The 17,963-nt window shown below is 41.9% G+C and carries 23 protein-coding genes; 7 read left to right on the top strand and 16 right to left on the bottom strand.

Annotated elements, in window-relative coordinates; all coding sequences use genetic code 11:
- Positions 1–40: 40 nt before the first annotated feature.
- Complete coding sequence (locus tag BN1234_RS17140; protein WP_054957866.1) at positions 41–313, bottom strand: hypothetical protein; 273 nt, start codon at positions 311–313, stop codon at positions 41–43.
- Positions 314–462: 149 nt separating this feature from the next.
- On the opposite strand from BN1234_RS17140, the gene BN1234_RS17135 reads away from it, so the two are divergent.
- From BN1234_RS17135 to BN1234_RS17120, 4 genes are all read left to right on the top strand, one after another.
- The gene (locus BN1234_RS17135) at positions 463–1,695 is read left to right on the top strand and encodes an aminopeptidase (protein ID WP_054957865.1); all 1,233 of its coding nucleotides are present in this window, start codon (positions 463–465) and stop codon (positions 1,693–1,695) included.
- A 56-nt stretch (positions 1,696–1,751) separates the two neighbouring features.
- Positions 1,752–2,981: an aminopeptidase gene (locus BN1234_RS17130; RefSeq protein WP_054957864.1), complete on the top strand. Its 1,230-nt coding sequence runs from the start codon at positions 1,752–1,754 to the stop codon at positions 2,979–2,981.
- Positions 2,982–3,294: 313 nt separating this feature from the next.
- Positions 3,295–3,882: an RNA polymerase sigma factor gene (locus BN1234_RS17125; RefSeq protein ID WP_054957863.1), complete on the top strand. Its 588-nt coding sequence runs from the start codon at positions 3,295–3,297 to the stop codon at positions 3,880–3,882.
- On the top strand, positions 3,863–4,681 hold the full coding sequence (locus tag BN1234_RS17120; protein WP_054957862.1) for a DUF4367 domain-containing protein: 819 nt from the start codon (positions 3,863–3,865) through the stop codon (positions 4,679–4,681). The genes BN1234_RS17125 and BN1234_RS17120 overlap by 20 nt, the downstream gene beginning before the upstream one ends.
- A 47-nt stretch (positions 4,682–4,728) precedes the next feature.
- Here BN1234_RS17120 and BN1234_RS17115 read toward each other — a convergent pair whose 3' ends face one another.
- The 9 genes from BN1234_RS17115 to BN1234_RS17075 form a co-directional block, all read right to left on the bottom strand.
- Positions 4,729–5,217: a hypothetical protein gene (locus tag BN1234_RS17115; protein ID WP_054957861.1), complete on the bottom strand. Its 489-nt coding sequence runs from the start codon at positions 5,215–5,217 to the stop codon at positions 4,729–4,731.
- A 172-nt stretch (positions 5,218–5,389) separates the two neighbouring features.
- Entirely contained in the window at positions 5,390–6,712 is a 1,323-nt protein-coding gene (locus BN1234_RS17110) for a hemolysin family protein (RefSeq protein WP_054957860.1), read from the bottom strand.
- A 398-nt stretch (positions 6,713–7,110) separates the two neighbouring features.
- Positions 7,111–7,578: a spore coat protein GerQ gene (gene gerQ / locus BN1234_RS17105; protein ID WP_054957859.1), complete on the bottom strand. Its 468-nt coding sequence runs from the start codon at positions 7,576–7,578 to the stop codon at positions 7,111–7,113.
- A gap of 33 nt (positions 7,579–7,611) precedes the next feature.
- Positions 7,612–8,034, bottom strand: a complete 423-nt coding sequence (locus tag BN1234_RS17100) for a cell wall hydrolase (protein ID WP_054957858.1) — start codon at positions 8,032–8,034, stop codon at positions 7,612–7,614.
- Positions 8,035–8,191: 157 nt separating this feature from the next.
- Positions 8,192–9,268, bottom strand: a complete 1,077-nt coding sequence (locus BN1234_RS17095; protein ID WP_054957857.1) for a CopD family protein — start codon at positions 9,266–9,268, stop codon at positions 8,192–8,194.
- A gap of 3 nt (positions 9,269–9,271) precedes the next feature.
- Positions 9,272–9,874 (bottom strand): copper resistance CopC family protein, encoded by a 603-nt coding sequence (locus tag BN1234_RS17090; protein ID WP_054957856.1) that lies wholly within the window; start codon positions 9,872–9,874, stop codon positions 9,272–9,274.
- A gap of 263 nt (positions 9,875–10,137) precedes the next feature.
- Positions 10,138–10,554, bottom strand: coding sequence for a DUF2500 domain-containing protein (locus tag BN1234_RS17085; RefSeq protein WP_054957855.1), 417 nt, complete (start codon positions 10,552–10,554; stop codon positions 10,138–10,140).
- 227 nt (positions 10,555–10,781) lie between these two features.
- Positions 10,782–10,970 carry a hypothetical protein gene (locus tag BN1234_RS17080; protein ID WP_170308072.1) on the bottom strand — a complete coding sequence of 63 codons (189 nt, stop codon included), beginning with the start codon at positions 10,968–10,970 and terminating at the stop codon, positions 10,782–10,784.
- A gap of 176 nt (positions 10,971–11,146) precedes the next feature.
- Positions 11,147–12,427, bottom strand: coding sequence for a WD40/YVTN/BNR-like repeat-containing protein (locus BN1234_RS17075; protein WP_156337256.1), 1,281 nt, complete (start codon positions 12,425–12,427; stop codon positions 11,147–11,149).
- A gap of 235 nt (positions 12,428–12,662) precedes the next feature.
- Between BN1234_RS17075 and tlp the strand changes: the two genes are divergently transcribed.
- Together tlp and BN1234_RS17065 are read left to right on the top strand one after the other, a co-directional pair.
- The gene (gene tlp / locus BN1234_RS17070) at positions 12,663–12,890 is read left to right on the top strand and encodes a small acid-soluble spore protein Tlp (protein ID WP_054957854.1); all 228 of its coding nucleotides are present in this window, start codon (positions 12,663–12,665) and stop codon (positions 12,888–12,890) included.
- Positions 12,891–13,108: 218 nt separating this feature from the next.
- The gene (locus BN1234_RS17065; RefSeq protein ID WP_054957853.1) at positions 13,109–14,038 is read left to right on the top strand and encodes an L-lactate dehydrogenase; all 930 of its coding nucleotides are present in this window, start codon (positions 13,109–13,111) and stop codon (positions 14,036–14,038) included.
- A gap of 277 nt (positions 14,039–14,315) precedes the next feature.
- On the opposite strand, the gene BN1234_RS17060 is transcribed toward BN1234_RS17065, so the two are convergent.
- The 6 genes from BN1234_RS17060 to BN1234_RS17040 form a co-directional block, all read right to left on the bottom strand.
- Positions 14,316–15,233, bottom strand: coding sequence for a tyrosine-type recombinase/integrase (locus BN1234_RS17060; RefSeq protein ID WP_082423256.1), 918 nt, complete (start codon positions 15,231–15,233; stop codon positions 14,316–14,318).
- Between the two features lie 171 nt (positions 15,234–15,404).
- Positions 15,405–15,785 carry a spore germination protein GerPE gene (locus BN1234_RS17055; protein ID WP_054957851.1) on the bottom strand — a complete coding sequence of 127 codons (381 nt, stop codon included), beginning with the start codon at positions 15,783–15,785 and terminating at the stop codon, positions 15,405–15,407.
- Complete coding sequence (locus tag BN1234_RS23240) at positions 15,782–15,988, bottom strand: spore germination protein GerPD (RefSeq protein ID WP_082423255.1); 207 nt, start codon at positions 15,986–15,988, stop codon at positions 15,782–15,784. Before BN1234_RS23240 ends, BN1234_RS17055 begins: the two co-directional genes overlap by 4 nt.
- A complete protein-coding gene (gene gerPC, locus BN1234_RS17050; protein ID WP_054957850.1) occupies positions 15,966–16,586 on the bottom strand; it encodes a spore germination protein GerPC in 621 nt (206 codons plus the stop codon). Before gerPC ends, BN1234_RS23240 begins: the two co-directional genes overlap by 23 nt.
- A 68-nt stretch (positions 16,587–16,654) precedes the next feature.
- The gene (locus tag BN1234_RS17045) at positions 16,655–16,891 is read right to left on the bottom strand and encodes a spore germination protein GerPB (protein ID WP_054957849.1); all 237 of its coding nucleotides are present in this window, start codon (positions 16,889–16,891) and stop codon (positions 16,655–16,657) included.
- 12 nt (positions 16,892–16,903) lie between these two features.
- Entirely contained in the window at positions 16,904–17,131 is a 228-nt protein-coding gene (locus BN1234_RS17040; RefSeq protein WP_245640203.1) for a spore germination protein, read from the bottom strand.
- A gap of 106 nt (positions 17,132–17,237) precedes the next feature.
- Between BN1234_RS17040 and BN1234_RS17035 the strand changes: the two genes are divergently transcribed.
- Positions 17,238–17,693: an Hsp20/alpha crystallin family protein gene (locus BN1234_RS17035; RefSeq protein ID WP_054957848.1), complete on the top strand. Its 456-nt coding sequence runs from the start codon at positions 17,238–17,240 to the stop codon at positions 17,691–17,693.
- The last annotated feature ends 270 nt before the right edge of the window (positions 17,694–17,963 follow it).

Below are 17,963 nucleotides of genomic sequence, written 5' to 3'. Positions count from 1 at the left end.
TTTGTTCTGTTAAGCCCTATGCATCATAATACAGAAACATTTATTCAAATCCGCCAGCCTCAATAGCCGCATCAAGCAGATCATCAAATAGTTCATCGTTTTCCTCAATATATGCATCTACTTTTAAGAATTCCTCTTCTAGTCCGGATTCTCCGGCGAAGTTCAGACTGTAATCCCAGTCCTTTCCGTTCTTGCTTAAAAATGTGATCTCATAAGCAGCTGCATGTCCTTCCATGGAAAACACAGCATATCCTACAAAATTATCCTCTTCATCGCGCTGCATTCCAGCTCGTTCAATAGTTGCCTGTAGCATAGTCCACTCTCCTTAAAAATGCTTACCAAAGGTCATTATAGATCACAGTATATCATTTTTCGGTGAAATCGATTAGAATTTTTCATCTAAATAACATTTTAGTATAATGTGGTTATGAACTTAAAAAAATATGTACTGGAGGGTACACCATGTCAGATATTAAATCATCCCTGGACAAATATGCGGAACTGACAGTAAAAGTTGGGGTCAATGTGCAGCAAGGACAAACCTTGGTCGTGCATGCACCTGTGGAATCTGCTGAATTTACCCGCTTAATCGCCAAGAAAGCGTACGAAGCTGGTGCGCGCCTGGTAAAGGTGATCTGGAACGATGAGGCACTAACCCGGCTGCAGTATGAGAAAGCCGCAGATGATGTATTTACAGAATCTCCAAAATGGTTCGCTGGTGAAATGATTGAGCTTGTAGAGAACGGTGCAGCGATCCTTCATATCCTCTCAGAAGATCCGGATCTCCTGAATGGGGTCGATCCGGAAAGAATCGCAAACTACTATAAAACACGCGGGGAAGCCATGAAACAATATCGTGCTTATCAACAAGCGGATAAATTCAGTTGGTGCCTGATTGCTGTTCCATCCCCTGCTTGGGCTGCCAAGGTATTCCCGGATGTTCCGGAAGCTGAGCAAATGGATAAGCTATGGGAAGCTATATTCCATACAGTTCGTGTTGATCAGGATAACCCTGTAGAAGCCTGGAACCAGCATCTTAAGGTTCTGGATGAGAAATCTGCTGTACTCAATGCCAAGAAATATAAAGCACTGCACTACATAGCGCCAGGAACGGACCTAACGATTGAGCTCCCTAAAGATCATATTTGGGCTCAAGGTGATAGTATAAATGAAAATGGCAACAGCTTTGTTGCTAATATGCCGACAGAAGAAGTATTTACTGCTCCGCTTAAGACAGGTGTTAACGGGACTGTCAGCAGCACGAAACCGCTAAGCTATGCAGGCAACATCGTAGATAATTTCTCGCTGACTTTTGAGAACGGACGCGTTGTCAGCTTTACGGCAGAACAAGGGTACGAAACACTCGAGCGTTTGCTGAACATGGATGAAGGTGCACGCTATCTCGGCGAGGTGGCCCTTGTTCCCCACCAATCTCCTATTTCCGAGTCGAATATTTTATACTACAACACCCTCTTTGATGAAAATGCCTCCAATCACCTGGCAATCGGAAGCGCATATGCATTCTGCTTAGAGGGCGGAAAGGAAATGTCCCAGGATGAGCTGGAGAAGCATGGACTGAACAGAAGTGTGACCCACGTTGATTTCATGATCGGTTCTGGAGAAATGGATATTAACGGAGTTACCGAGGATGGTCGTGAAGAGCCTGTATTCCGAAACGGTAATTGGGCATTTTAATTGACCTGAGGTTGATTACACAGCTGGATATTTACTCTAAATGGGAGGCCCTTTGAATGCTTACTTTTGAACAAAAGCTAGAACGATACGCTGAACTCGCTGTTAAAGTTGGTGCCAATGTACAACCGCAGCAAACTTTAGTGGTTAACGCAATGATTGAATCCGCAGAGCTTGTACGGCTTGTAGTTAGGAAGGCGTATGAAGCGGGTGCCAAGGACGTAAAAGTGAACTATAAGGATGAAAAGGTGAATCGGATACGGTATGACCTGGCACCTGATGAAGCCTTCCTGGAACCTCCAAAATATTATGCGGAGGAAATGACCGAGTTAGCCGAGAATGGTGCTGCCTTTATGACCATTCTTTCATCTGATCCGGATATCATGAAGGGTGTTAATCCGGAACGCATCTCGAATTATCAGCGTACGTTCGGATCTGCGATGGCGAAGTATCGCCAGTTCCAGCAAGCTGACAAAATGAGCTGGACCGGAATTGCATTTGCTTCACCGGACTGGGCAGCCAAAGTGTTCCCTGATGCTCCGAAGGAAGATCAGGTTAATCTCCTGTGGGATGCAATTTTCCAAGCAGTACGGGCCGATCAGGAAGATCCCATTGCTGCCTGGGAAGAGCATATCCACACGCTGCAGAAAAAATCAGATGAACTCAATAACAAGAAGTATCACAAGCTTCACTTTGTATCAGAAGGAACAGACCTGACGATCGAGCTGCCCGAAGGGCATATATGGGCACAAGCCGGAAGTATAAATGAGCACGGTGACCGATTTGTCGCCAATATTCCAACAGAAGAAGTATTCACGGCCCCTCTCAAAACTGGAGTAAACGGTACGGTTCGTAGTACGAAGCCTTTGAGCTATGGCGGAAACATTATCGATAACTTCTCCATCACTTTTGAGAATGGCCGCATCGTTAACTATACAGCCGAAGAAGGGCTGGATACGCTAACTCGTCTTATTGAAATGGATGAGGGCTCACACTACCTTGGTGAGGTAGCGCTTGTCCCCTATGCATCTCCTATTTCGGAGAGCGGCATTCTATACTACACGACGTTGTTTGATGAGAATGCCTCCTGCCATCTTGCGATCGGAAGTGCATATGCATTTAACCTGGAAGGCGGAAAAACAATGTCTGCGGAACAGCTTGCTGCAAGCGGGCTGAACGCAAGTATCACCCATGTGGATTTCATGATGGGCTCCAAAGAACTGAATATCACTGGGATTACCCGTGATGGTCTTGAAGAACCGATCTTTGTGAATGGTAACTGGGCTTAAAACGTTAGAACATGATTAAACTCCAAGTAAGGTTATTTAGAGGCAGCCGGATGAGTGGCTGCCTCTTTTTAGCATATCTGTGCTTCATCATCATGAACCTCGTAAATTTGATATCCTCCTCCCCTTTTCCTTCATGAGATATATTCATCAGCAGAAAATCATACGCTATATGAAGGTTCTATAGCACCTTCTTAGAAGAAGTGATATCGTGTATAATATGAAATATAACTAGAAAATACTGGGTGTACATATAAAGGATGAATCAGTATAAACGTAGAAATTAAAAAGGATTCACCGGGGAGGAGATATCGGCATGTCAGACCGACTGCAGCTGCTCCTCGCAGCAGAATTTAACGATATAAGTGAGCCCCTTCAAGAGGAGGTTTACTACGAATTTTATGATCTGGTTTACGGACAAATTATGTATGTTATCCGGGATCACGCTGCTGTTGAGGATATTATTCAGGAGTCATTCATTAAAGTAATAACGAGTAAACCTGTATTTGATAATGAAGGTAAGCTAAAAGCTTGGTTGCGTGTCGTTTCCAGAAATACAACCATGAATTATTTAAGAAAAAATAAAAAATACCGTAACCAAATCGATGTTGACCGTGTTTTTATCAGTGAAGAGGAAGTTGTTGCTTCTTCCACTAATGTAGAGCATCAAGTCGAATCGAAAATGATGGAAGAATCAATCACTTATTATGTAGAACAGTTAAAGCCAGAGTATCGACTTCTTATCGAATATCGATGGAAACACGGATTAACGTATAAGGAAATCGCTGATCTGCTGGGTACTAAGGAAGAGGTTGTAAAGCAGCGTTTATTCCGTGCCAGGGAATCTGTTAAGAAAATGCTTTATAAGGAATGGGGTGTTATGGATGAACAACGAAAAATATGATGATTGGTTTAACGAAGCTTTCGACGAAGCCTTCGAACGCGCTGCTGCAAACTCTCCCTCTGTTTCTCATGACACCAAACGTGAATCCTGGCTCCAGGTCAAGCAGAAAATCTCAGCAAATAACAAACGGCGAAAGCGTGTGCGCAGATTTCAATTTGCGGCAGTTATTGCAGCATCTATGGCAACAGGGGCAATTTTCTTCTCCCCTCCATTAGTTACACAAGCTGTATCCCCTATATATCAACAGATTAAAGATTGGGGTAATGGCATTGTAACGATAGTGTCTGGCAAGCATACTCCATCAACGGCAACAGTGCCGAAGACTCCTCCACCGGTCGAGGGAGCAGACGAAACTGTCGAAGAGAATTTGGGTGAACGATTATTATGGAGCAGCTCATCCAGTGACTACGATTTTACATTAGAAGAAGTGAAATCGAAGATTACCTTCCCGTATCCCGAATTTGGATACTTCCCGAAGGACTATCAGTTCAAGCAAATCTTTGCAGCTCCCGAGCATGATGCAGCACCCATTTACAATATGATCGTACAATACATGACCAATGAAGAGAAGCTTCTTAACGTAACTTACACTGATTTGGTAACCGGGGAGGTTGCTGTAAGTACTTCCGTCAATCCGAATCCGGAAACCATACTGCTTAAATCAGGCGAAACGGCTATATATTCTGAAGGATCGAATGCCTTCAATTCCATCCAGTTTGCCTATAATAACGTATTGATTCATATTAGTGGTGAGTTAAGCAAGAAAGAATTGTTAAAGATGGCCAACAGTTTACCATAAGCAATAAGGAGTACCCGATCGGGTACTCCTTATTTTATGTATCACTTCTATTGCATTAACAAGGATCGGGTATAATTGATTTGTTCCTCGTAAGTCGTACCTACGCGAATATAATGCACCGTTTTACCACGATAGTAATAACCACTCGCAGCGCTAAAGCTCTTCGTTCCATTATAATTACTCGTATTTGTTGAACTTCCTGCGGTAGCTTCTATGTCGATCCACATAGAACCTGTCCAACGCTGAAATGTGTAATTAACCCCGATTATATCAACCACCTGTGCAGCAGATGTAGTCGCAGTTAATTGCATAGAAGTCGATATTTGGCGAATATCTGATCCCGTGTTCGTTAAATACATACCCTGAGGATTCATAATATTCATATTCATTTCGATCGGTGGAGGCGATGTCTTCGCTCCAGCAGCTTTTTCTACGCCCTCTGTATCCGCATAAGCACCGCCAGCAATCATTAAGCTGAGCAGCATACTTGCAGAGAAGGCTTTAATAACACGCGAACGCTTTTTCATTTTTAACATAGCAATCACCTTTTTCTCATGAATTTATTAAAACACCCATATATTAACACCATTAACCACCTAATAAATTACATTTTATTCATCTTTTTCTGTGATTATTTAGTTTTGTACCGATATTCTCGACATAAAAAAGACAGCGGCTTACGCCGCTGTCTTCTGCCGCCGCACTTAATTATGCGCCGGCCTCCGCTTGCTCATGTATCGACTCCTGTCTTAGCAAGCGAATACGGGATATCCTTTTATTCTCCGTTTCCTCTACCACAAACAAAAATTCTCCGTACGCAAAAGATTGACCTTTATGAGGAAGAATGACTTCCAGTTTTGAAGACAACCAGCCGCCAATCGTATCATAATCCTCTGTATCCACATCCAGACCAATATGATCATTAATTTCATCGATCAGCATTAAACCGTCAATGGAATACTCATCATCTGATACGATTTCAATCCCCTGCCGTTCCTCATCAAATTCATCCTGGATTTCCCCTACGATCTCCTCCATGATGTCTTCGAGAGTAACAAGACCTGATGTACCGCCATATTCATCGATAAGAATGGCAATTTGCGTCTTGCTCCGCTGCATTCTTTTCAGGAGCTCGCTGATTTGTATCGATTCAGGAACGGCGATGATCGGGCGTATAAGTGACAACTGGTCCCGAACATGGCCCCGCATCAGATCTTTAATATGGATGAAACCAATAATATGGTCCTTATCATCATCACAAATCGGGTAACGGGTTCTCATGCCTTCAAGAGCAATATCAAGATTTTCTTCCATAGACAAATTGGTGTACAGACAGATCATATCCGTGCGCGGGATCATAATCTCTCTTGCGGTAGTATCTGCAAATTCAAAGATATTATCGACAAGCGTCAGTTCTGTATCGTTAATGAGTCCGATTTCACTGCTTTCCTTCATCAAATCTCGAATTTCTTCCTCTGTAGGAGCACTGCCGCGCTCCGTCACAGGTGTCATTCGGAATAAACGAAGCAAACCGCTGGATAAATGATTTACGAGCCAGATGATAGGATAGAGAATCTTATAGAACACATTCATTGGCTGTGCGGACATTAACATAATTGCTTCAGCCTTGCGCACAGCGACCGTCTTCGGTGCAAGTTCTCCGAATACGATATGCATGACAGCAATCATGGCAAATGCAATCAGAGTTGCCACCACATGCACGAATGTTTCACTCAGACTGAGCTCTTGAAACCATGGGGCAATCATTCCAGCTATGGCTCGTTCTCCAATCCATCCAAGAGTCAGGGATGTGATCGTGATACCAAGCTGACAAGCAGATAAATAATCGTCCAAATTCCGTAAAATTCTTTGGGCGACTCTGGCTCTCCGATTCCCTTCCTCAGCAAGACCATCAATCCGGCTTCCTTTAACTTTTACAAAAGCCAGCTCTGCAGAAACAAAGAATCCATTTAACATTACTAAAAACAATACCAAGATTATTCCTAACCAACTCGGTAAAGGGTCACTCAATAGTTCTCCTATCCGCCGCAATTAACACAAAGACGAATAGGAACACCTCCTTCGATTATTAAAAATGTGTGAAGCCATTATGCATAACAACGTACTACAGACACGCGTCAACTTCCCAATGGTCTCATCTCCTTTTCTTATTTAACGTAAACAACCTTATATAAGTAATTATATAGTTATACGATACACAGTCAAACGCTCTGTTATGACATAAAACCGAGATGACAACTGTTGTTTTTTGATTTTCATCGTTTAACACTCATTTACTGACATATGGTGTTCTCTCAAATGTGTTGCCTTCATACTAGATTCGAAGATACTTTAGAGAAGAGTAACGCCCAAAAAGCCGCACATCTCTCCGGGATGTACGGCTTTTAATTTGTTTCTATGAAATCCTCTTATCTTCCTGTTTGCTGAGGTGGATTACCGATAACACCAGGATATTGATAAGTCAAAGGCTCATTAAATACAATATAATCAAGATTAACCATAAGCAGAATAATTCTGCGTCCGGTTTGAGGCTCACTGATAATGATGTGGTCACGCCCAGCTGCTTCCAGAATTCCTGTGAATATTTTTGCATTCCATTGGGAGTTGTTTTCATATGTCATATAAAATGTCGCAGGTTTTCCAAGGTTCAAACGAAGTATATTTTCAATGTAAGATTGCTCAAATTGCGGTGGTATTTGAACAACCGTCCCTGTTGGAGTCATCGCTGATCCGCTCGAAACCTGTGGAGGCACTACATTCCCTGTATAAGGTCCAGCTCCGCGATGATCAGGGCAGCATGGCTGACTGTTCGGATGAATGCCTGGATACCCGTTACCGATCATATTGTTTACTCTTGCCATTCCGTTGTTTAACATAAGTAATTTCCTCCTTTATTGGACACAAAGCTTTTAAAATACACTCGGGCAATCTTCTTGAGTAGGCTGAAAAAAGCAATGGTTCTTAAACCGTCCTGAATTCGCCTGGTTATACCATGTCGCTGGACAGTCCCCTTGCGGGCGGAAAAACCACAGTGCGTTATTCGCTGGCCATGTCCGCTCTCCATTAATGGCACGCTGCGCAAGTCTACGATCCCGCTCCCTGGCCCGCTGATAAAAATATCCCTTCTGCGTCGCTTCAAATCCGCCAGGACTTTGATATACCATGTCGTTCATGTTGCGGATATTTTTGAAGTCCAGACAATTCCCTAAAATCCGGTTAACTCCGACATTTCCAACCATCATCATTCCTTGCTCTCCTTCACCTTCCGCTTCGGCACGCATCAGCCTTGCCAATAAATCCACATCCGATGAATTCGCCTTGATTACAGCCACGGTCCTCCTCCTCACTTCCTTGGATTCACCATGTATCTTATGTGCTCATGCCCATAGAGGTGACTGCGTAAGAACCGGTTATAAACTTTTCCAGCAAAAAAAGGGTGTTCCATGTCTATTTGACAATTCGGAACACCCTTTAATAAAACCAATAATTTTATTGAAATGAAAACATAATGCCTGTATAAATGGCCGCAGCAGCTAATAACCCGCATAAAAGCGCTTCTGCAGCCCTTCTATTCCTTCTAAACACCGTTACCATCCGTAATAACAATCCGGCACCAATGAGAAGGAACATGATGCCAGGCAGGCTCCATGTAAATCGTAACGGCATTCCATCAAACGCAGCATGAAACCAGAGAAACGTGTCTGCTGCATCAGCTGCCGACAAGACAACCGATATATCATGAGGCGCAGACTGCTGATTCATATATCCGGTGACAATATAAATGAGCCAGAGAATGACTCCTTCATATCTTGACCAAACAGCAGGATTAAACCGGGGGTTAAGCGCCAGCTTTCTTTTCGCAAGATAACCGTTTATAAATGCGAAAAAGAGAAGCGGGATAATTAATATATGTTTAATCAGAAGCGCTTGTCCGTAAGGCACAATCCAACTATTCACCAGATCAGGAGTCACACCGCTCATCAGAAACAGTCCTGAGCCGATTACAATGGTCACAGACAGGATTGCCAGGGGATGGAACCATTTTAGAAAAGCACCCCAGCCCTTGCTCCCTTTAGAAAACCAGCCCACGATCAGAAGTGTTCCTGTCCATACCGCCATGGACGTAAAATGCCCGAAAAATGCAAGCTCACCTTTAACTCCGAACAAAGAAGCAGCATGATTGAATGAAGACATGGCGAATGATATCCCTAATAAGGCAAGAGGCATCAACCAACGTATAAACGCAGAAGGTCTTCTGTGAATAAAAACGGTCAGAACGGCCATGAGAAAGGATAAGGCAGCTGTCGAGGCGTACCTTTCTCCTTCCTTAAAAGAAAACATGACCGCTTTAAATGACTGTGATAATCCGACATCCTCTTTAAAAAATAGGATGATTTGAAGAATCGGTATGAAAGCACATAAAGCTACAATAACGGCAGCAGCAGGTCCTAGCCATACAGGAAATTTGATTACGGGTTTCTTCGACTCAGGTGCAAGTGAAAGAACCGTTATTCCTGCCAAAATGGCAAACCCCAAATAAAGAAACGGCTCACTAATCCAGTACATGGATTACCTTCTATTCCGGGATTTAAGAGATATACCCAGCCCAATCATACCTAGGATGATGATCATTCCAACCCACCACATTGTTTCCGTACCTGATTCATCAGCATTTGAAGTGGACAGCGGTTGTTCAGCTGCTTGATTGTTATTCCCGGATGACTGAGCTGTATCTTCTGGCGTTTCACTTGCCTGATCTTGGCCATCTGCTGGTAATACTAACGGTGCTTCTTCAGATGCCTCTTCAGGGATCTCAACATGGATGCTATAGTTCCCTTTCACGGGATGTCCGTCAGCGCCTACGATTTTCCACTCAACAGTGTATGTCCCTGGGCCTAATGGACTTTCAAGTGTGGCTTTCATGAGGTTGTCTCCAATACTAACTTCCGCATTATCGATTTTCTCGCCATTATCACTCGTGATGATCAACGTGCTCAGCGTTGTATTAATATTTTCATTAAACGTTAGGCTGAGTTCCTTCACGTGCTCAGTTGATGTCGAATCCGCAGGCGGTACACTTATTTGCAGTTTCGAATGTGCCCAGGCCCCTGCTGGAAAAACGAAGATCAATGCCATGACGAAGAATATCATTACTGATTTCCAAATTTTCAACAATGGGTCCCCCTTATATTCACATTTAATCTATAACTTTCCCCATGATAGCAAAGACGGGTATGCAAAGCTATAGAGTATTTAAATATTCTTAAAAACTTATCGGATAGCTGTGATATTAATCAAACATTTAGTTTACATAATATAATTTATGTTAACTATATATATATATTCATATAAAAAAGCCATCTGTAGAAAAATACTCATCTACTTGACGGCTTCTATTCTACTCAATATTAAATTAATGTAGACTTAATATCGAACTACCGTCGATCTTCATAACCACGAACAGGCTCATAAAGGGGCCGGGGATAACGTTCAAATTTGTAGTACCGGGTTCCTTGAAAGGATAATCTCCCTTCATCACCTTCTGCAGAGACACCATATTCCTCCCCGCTAACTGCAAACTCCATTCGATCGCCGCTTTCTACTTCAAAGGTCAGGTAATAGGATGTGCGGGTACGGCTAGAAATACTATCGTCCGGTTGATGACTCTGTGTAACTTCGCTTCTTTTACTGACAATACGCGAATTTACGGTGAGAAGCGGCTGCCTGTTATTACGGTTCCATTGCAATAAGCCTTTGCCTGCGGATAGCAGTATAATACCAAGGACGGCAATAAAAACAAAAGGCATCACACTACCGAAAAAATCGAACATCCAAACTGATTCCGATCCCATAAGTTTCCCCCTTCCCTTCCATCACTTCTGAACCTGATTCCTTGTCTTCTTTAAATTATATGCATGGATAAAGACAACTTTAACTCAAGCTTCGGAAAAATAACTCGTTTGTTGTTGGACAAGAGGAAAACAAAAAGCTGATCGTCTGTATCGCTACAAACCATCAGCTTCAAGTCATAAAATGTTTCAATTGTATTCTTTGTTTCCATGGGTTCCTTAACAGATTCTTAAGCATGCATAAGCTGCAGAAATTCCTTCGTTTCCCGCTGGCCTTCTTCTGCATGGTCTTCAGCCATTTGTCCTTGCTCAGTCCAGCAAGCTCTGCATTTTTCTTCGCTTTCACACAGGTGTGCATCTTCACAGTGATAACATAAACGTAGTAAATTGGCAGTTATCATGTCTTTTTCCATCTTCATCTCAATCACTCCTATTTGTTTAACCTCTTCTTTACATCCTAATATTAGCACGAAAACAGCTTGATGTTTGTGATTATTTTCACAATATTATGTCCTTTTGGTGAAATGAACACAAAACAGGCTTTGCCGCCTGCTGAATGAATCATTCAGAGCTCAAAGCCTGTTCGTGATGTGTCTTATCTAATTCTCCAACTTTGTCCACCGTCCATACTTTGCAACAACCTCGAACGCTTACCATCGGTAGTCTCTACAAGCATCCATCCCACTTCGGAGGAAGCAAACTGCATCTTGGAGACGATAGGAAACTCAGCCAGATGCTTTGTTAGGCCAGGATCCTTAGGAAAAGCTGTCCATGTCTTCCCCATATCCTTCGTGTAATAAACAATTCCATTGATTACACTCCATCCTTCTTTCAGACTTTTGAATATAGGGCTAAGTGTTCCCAACTTATCTACGGGCTTTAAAGAAAAATTAATATAATCCCAGGTTTCTCCGCTATCAGTTGAAAAGTATCCTGAATAATATGTCTTTTGATTTTTGGTACAGTTAAGCGGAACCCATGCCTCATCCGTATTACCTAAAAACTGCGGTATACCCGTTATGTAGGAATCGCAATTTTTCAAATGCTCATCTTGAAAGACATATTTTGAAGAGCTCCACTTCAATCCCCCGTCGCGGGTTATATATAATTTGGAACCTCTTGTCTCTTTAATTGTGGCTAATCCAAAAGACGAGTTAGCAAAAGTCATTCCTTTCAGATGTCCTGTTCGCGGAATGATCGTACCCGGCATACGGGAAGTTGGATAATCTGTATTCTCCATAATGTTGGTCCACTTACCGCCGTTATCGCTGGTAAGAAATAAGGACTTTTCCTGAGAACCAGGAGAGGTGACACCAGCTGACATTACCCAGCCTCTCATAGAAGAAGTGAATGATAAAGCCGTCACTTCACCAACCCCCGGTAAAGATGATAGCTGCCACTCCCTCCCTCCATTGCTGGTATTCAGGAGCACCGTTTCCTTCCTCCCTTTGGCATTACGAACAATCCAGCCATGATCTTTATCTGTAAAAAATATATCCTTGCCATATTCTAGCTTGTCCACAAAATGAATGTTCGATGAAGGAGAAATATTAACCCATGTCTCTCCATAATCTTCTGTCAGATATAATCTTAACGCTGTCTTTGTTAAGCCCCAAGCAATCCCTTCCGATTCATTTAACATATGAAAGTCTGTTAATCGGGTCTGGATTTGATATTTTCCCTTATCCTTTGAGGCTTTTTCCTCTGTCTCATTTGTTATAACGGTCAAAGTCTGTCCATCCTCAACAGATTCAGTATCTCTCTCAAGCGTTCTTTGCTGTACCGCTGCAGGCTCGGTATCAGATGAACAAGCCGTCATGAGTAATAGAAGCAGCACTAGAATGCTAAGACTATACGAATGTTTACGTAGATTCAAGCAGCATCCCCCTTCGTATGAATCAGGCGTTTTCACGTCGCATTTTTGGTCATTATATCATACCACATCCATGATTATAGAACTGAACCCTTTCAGATGGATAACAATTCTGTATCTTTTTTACTAATTAATTACATTAATTTTGGTTATGAATAAGTATGCCACTAACTTGGAAAACTTCTGAATGTGTTAAGTGAAGAAAGTCTTATGAGCTTGACTATTGGAGGTGAAACTCATGTCAAAACCGGATAACCGCGAGGATAATGTTGCTCATTTACAAAAAGCTGTGCAAAACACCATCGAGAATTTTAGAGAAGCTGAATCTTATCTGAATGAATTCAGTAATGAAATTTCTGCCTCGGAGAAAGCACAGATTCTAGAGAAGAATCAACGCCGCAAGAAGAGCATTGATGGCTTCCGAGAAGAAATTAAAGATGAAGCGAATCATCAGCTCGAAGAATAAGTTTGCATAATCAGGTTATCTAAGAACAGAAGGCTCAACCGGGTCTCCTGTTCTTGGTCTTTGCCATATAAAATAGCTGTAAGGTAATCTACGGCATAACTTGTCCTTCCTTTTGGTGAAAGCAATACCATTTCCATGGGTTTACCACTATAATGGGTAAATGTATTTCGAACAACAATTTTCCAATAAACAAATAATTAGGAGAAGGAGATGTTTTAATGACTACTGATAACTTCAAGCCGAGCCGTGTGGTTATTATCGGAACAGGCGCAGTTGGTACAACCACTGCATTTACGCTTCTGCTTCGCAAGCGTGTATCCGAAATCGTATTAATTGATGTAAACCATGATAAAGCCGTAGGTGAGGCACTGGATATGAATCACGGACTGCCTTTCGTAGGCGGTGTTACCGTATGGGCAGGTGACTATTCAGACTGTAAGGGGGCGGATATTATTATCGTTACTGCGGGTGCTTCTCAGAAGCCAGGAGAAACCCGTATCGACCTCTTGAAGAAAAATGCAGCAATCTTTAATGATATCGTTCAGAATATCACCAAGTACAATAAGGATGGTATTTTGCTGATTGCTACGAATCCGGTAGATATTTTGGCTTATATTACACAGAAAGTAAGCGGATTTCCGGTTAACCGGGTAATCGGTTCCGGCACCTTGCTGGACAGCGCACGCTTCCGCTATTTGATTGGTAAGAACAAAAATATTGACCCTCGCAGTATCCACGCAAACATTATTGGCGAACATGGCGATTCTGAAGTAGCCGTCTGGAGCCTTGCCCATGTGGCAGGTGTTAAACTACAGATGAGTGAAGAAGAGAAGAATGAAATCGCCTATAACACCAAGAATGCTGCTTATGAAATCATCAACGCTAAAGGTGCAACGTTTTATGCCATCGCTATGGCCTTGGACCGGATCGTGACAGCCATTATGCATGATGAGAGCTCTGTACTTACCGTTTCCACCCTTCTCAAGGACTATAACGGTGTATCGGATGTATACTTGGGCGTACCTTGCGTGGTCGACCGTACGGGAGTACGTGAAGTGCTGGATGTGCACCTCACCGATGAGGAGACTCAACTCTTCCAGCAATCAGCTGAAAAATTAAAATCAGAAATTGCCAATCTTCAATCGTAAGTAAATGTAGAAAAGCGCCTGATTGCTCCCTCCCTTAAGAGGACAATCAGGCGCTTTTTTTATTAATATGAACTCGTCAAACATGATTTGATTGCATATTACCTTTCTTATAATGCCCTCGCCAATTAGTTAATGTGATTAATTATTAATACAATTAAGTTAAGAAACGACTGTATGATGATTGAGATTTCGAAAATGTCCATTTCTTTTCAGCCTGTTATCGTATGGATAGAGTTATAAAGCGTTCATATGTTTACATAATATTAAATATGTAATCTTATTGAGGTGTAGGAATCTGAATTTTCAGACGGGAGATGGCCTCTTCCTTTTCTCGATTTGTCACATGCGTATAGATCGTAGTTGTCTGGATTGAAGAGTGTCCCAGCAATTCCTGCACCGTTCTTAAGTCAGCTCCCTTTCGAAGCAGCATTGTACCAAACGAATGTCTTAGCTTATGACTGGAATATGCTAACCTGTGTTGTTCTGGAACATCCGCTTGAAAACGTTCGAAGGTATCTGAAGCAATCTGCTGGATGCATCGTATAGACAGCCTGCGACCTTTCTGGGATGTGAACATGGCATCCTCTTTTGCACGTCTAGGTTCTATTCTTTCCGAGATAGCCTGGTCAAGCATCTGATGGACTGGCTCAGGTATCGGAAGCGAACGCCACTTTCGTCCTTTACCAAATACGCTCAATGTTCTATGCTCAGCATTATAATCTGATAAATTTAAGGCATGAACCTCGCCAATGCGAAGCCCCATATACGCCATTAGGAAAAAAACTGCAATGTTACGCGTCCGATATTTCCCTTGGATCGATTCAAAAAAACGCATCAATTCTTGCTCGTTAAGAAAAGAAGGAGTTTTATTCGACTCGGTCTTCGATTTCTTTATTCCATATGCCGGATTCTTAGTTGCAAGTTCCATCTCGATTAAAGCCTTGAAGAAACAATGAACTGCCGCATGCTTACGGTTTCGCGTAGCATCACTTACACCCCGTTCGCGAACAGAAGACAAATATGAAATGACATGAAGCTTCTTGACCTGTTCTATGGTCTTACCATGTAATGATTCCAAGAACTCATAAACATCACTTAAATAGGACTTACGTGTATATATGGTATAGCCGGCATCCTTCATCCAGATCAGAAAAGCGTCCAGCTGCTCCTCATAGTTGTCTTTAACATCTGACATTGCGCTTCTCCTCCTTGTGCTGAACATTATTTTATCACAAATTCTTTGGCTCGTTGTATATTCACACAACCGAGATCAACAAACAGCACAAAAAAGTCTGCGCTCCAGAATTCAGAGTTCAGACATTACAAAAAGGCATTTCTCAATTTTTACTGTATTGCTTCCTTTGTTTCATCCTGCTTCCGGTTTAGAAGAATCGCTCTTTTGAATCCATTTGAGCCTGCTCTCCAGGTCTACTGTTCGGTTACTCCCAACCTGACAAGCAGCTCCTGCACAGAGAGACAAAATCTTGACAGACTTCACTTGAATTACAGACTCTGACGAGTCAGAGGACATCCAGGTATCCGCTTCATCATCTTCCGGCCACGCCGGGATACCCTTTGTAAAGTAAGAATGATTGGAGTAATCTTTTTCGTCCTCTTCATTAGCAGCCGCATTTTGAATATAAACCCCGACGGATTTGGACATCACTCTGCCCGTTTCTCCGCAGATCATGATGGAACTGTCTGAAATATTTAAAATATACAGATTCTCTACCTGGGAGGCTCTCATATCGAATTTATGCTGCTCCCTGGTACTAAGGGTTCCCCTTGTTGTTGCTCCGTATCCGAAACTAAAGAATCTAGCGGGATATCGGAAACGGACGAACATGTTACGACCTGTGTATCCCCCACCAAAAACAATGAAGAACTGCTGATGGACAAAACTTTAATGGACCCAACAGATAATTGATTATTCGATACGTTCAGTTTCATTTAACCCCTGCTTTCCCGCAGATAACTGTTCAAAATGCTTCATAATCGCGGTGTCGATATCTCTTTTCACCTGCTGAATGATCGTATTTTGCACTTGAAAATCGTTCACAGTGCCACTATTGTTTGCTTCCATCTGATCTAAATAAAGGACGATACGAGCATCCACCTGTCCCCTGATATCCTGAACAATCATCGTAATGTATTTCTCATCGATTTTGAGCTCCTGCCCTAAAGCTAGCTTCTCAATGATACTAGTAGCCTCATTATTGAGATAAGCATTAACAGACTCCTGAATAGCAACCAGACGCAACGCTCGCTCCGGATCTGTCTGAAGCTTGTCAAGCGGCTGGCCATTTACCATCATATCCTCAAGTGTTTTAGCAGCATTTTGTGTCATTCCGATGTTTAAAGTGCCTTCCAGCTTTTCAATTTTTAGCAAGTCAAAATGATAATCAATCCGCTCGATGTTTGTATTGCTCTTATTTAGTAATCCATCCACATCTTTGCGTAAATATTGTAGTAACTGCTCCATCTCCCTGAGTTTCTCGGTTTGTTTCTTTACTTCCTGAACTAACTGTTCAATGTAAAAAGGATGCATACAACCCCTCCCATACCTATGTTTATGTGGGGGCTGCAGGATTCATTCGATGTGCAACTTGAAAGGTATTATATGACAAGACTTTTGAGATCAGGTTCAGGCAAAGGAACGGCAGGTTGTGTCTTCTCCTGTTCAGATACTTGCTCATTTCCTTGTGACTCCCCTTCATTTTTGTTTTCTTTTCCATAGGAATAGGAAAGAGCTTTGATCGTTCCAGATGTGCCAATTTGCAGGACCGATGAGTTAGACACAGATCCGATACGCAATTGCTGAACCGTTATATTCTGGTAAACAGACCAATTCATCATCATACATCCTTAAGAAGTTGATACTTGATCAATAGCATCGGTATCTAATGTATTTGTACTGCTAGCCTGGTTGTTCGTTATAACTGTACCTAAAGCATCCCCGACACTAAAGGAGTTAGCTCCTCCGAGATTTTTAGCAGTACTGCTTAAAATAACAACGGCAGTATTGCCGACTAATACGGTGGAACTGGGGCCAACACTGTTAATCTTCAAATTACCGACGATCGAAACCACCATCCCACTCTCCTTCACCATCGCTAATTTATAATATGTAGTTACAAGCCCAGTTGTCACTAAGAAAGTTATTCACCCATACAATGTATAAGGAATAAGGAGGGAGATCATGAATAAAGATTCAATCCATTTAGATTGGCTGCAGCAAGATCCATTCTTTAAAAAGATTCTGCCTTTTAAAGAAATCAAAGAACAACTGAAGATGAACACGGATGAGGTGGATCAGTATGTTGAGAAGGCACTGCGTGAAGCGAATATCTATTCTTTGTTCGCGGATAAAAAGCGTTCCAACATTAAACATGAGCATGTTGATACGCATAACCTATTAATCACAAAAATTCATGTTCCGAAAAATGTTCACCCTGAAAATATGTCGGTTCAGGTGAACCGCACACAAATTCGAATTTATGGTTTAACCGATGAAGACGAATATCGTATTATCCAATTACCCTCACCGATTATTCCAGATCAGAGTAAAGCATCTTTTAAACAAGGATCCCTTCAGCTACGAATGCCCAAAATGGGAACAGGTCGATTTAAAGAAGTGCCCATCCGTTATTTGTAAATAAAGTGATAAATACTCGATTTATAACATGATAAACAACCTATCCGCTCTTATAAAAATGCTTTAAAACAAAATATGCGTATAATTTATGTTATACGCATATTTTTTAAGGCAGATATTTGCTCTTATTCCCTTGTTTTTTTTAGAGGTAATACATGTGCAGGTTTCATAATAAATAGCTAAAATATGCTGACCGAAGAAGGTTTAATTGAAGTTTAACATTAGGCGTATTCAATAGTTTACATAATATATTTTTTGTCACTGTTATTT

Origin of the sequence: Paenibacillus dakarensis, from assembly GCF_001373415.1 — a bacterium.
Taxonomy (GTDB): Bacteria; Bacillota; Bacilli; order Paenibacillales; family Paenibacillaceae; genus Paenibacillus_AQ; species Paenibacillus_AQ dakarensis.
Note: the sequence above shows the minus strand (reverse complement) of the source record. Positions and strands in the feature narration are given on the sequence as shown.